The organism is Staphylococcus sp. HMSC063A07 (genome assembly GCF_001836955.1).
In the GTDB taxonomy this organism is placed as follows: domain Bacteria; phylum Bacillota; class Bacilli; order Staphylococcales; family Staphylococcaceae; genus Staphylococcus; species Staphylococcus lugdunensis.
In genome coordinates, this window is record NZ_KV830925.1 from 776 (window position 1) to 1,271 (window position 496).

Sequence of the window (496 nt, forward strand, 5' to 3'; positions counted from 1 at the left end):
TTGGATAATCCGGAACAGTCACTGCTTTTTTGACTTCATCCGCTGTTGTCGGTGTACCAAAATCTTTTGTGACTGGCGTCACTTTTGGTTCGTATTTATCTTTGTCTGGTTGTTCTTTCACTGTTACTGGCACATCCACATGGTCTTTTGTGCCATCTGGATATGTCACTGTCACTGGTACATTGTGTGTACCTGGGGTTTGACCATCTGGTAATGTGCTTGGATTATCTACTGTTACTGTTGGTGTGCCTTTTGAACTTGGGTAATCTGGTACGGTTACTGCTTTTTTAACTTCATCCGCTGTTGTTGGTGTACCAAACCCTTTTGTGATTGGTGTTACTTTCGGTTCATATTTGTCTTTGTCTGGTTGTTCTTTCACTGTTACCGGTACATTCACATGATCTTTTGATCCATCTGGGTATGTTACCGTTGCTGGTACTGTGTACGTTCCAGGCGTTTGACCATTTGGCAATGTGCTTGGATTGTCTACTGTTAC

The 496-nt window shown here is 42.5% G+C and carries 1 protein-coding gene; it reads right to left on the bottom strand.

The window, feature by feature from the left end; genetic code table 11:
- Positions 1-496, bottom strand: a 496-nt coding sequence (locus HMPREF2597_RS12925; protein ID WP_256337090.1) for a Rib/alpha-like domain-containing protein, incomplete at both ends; no start/stop codon positions are given.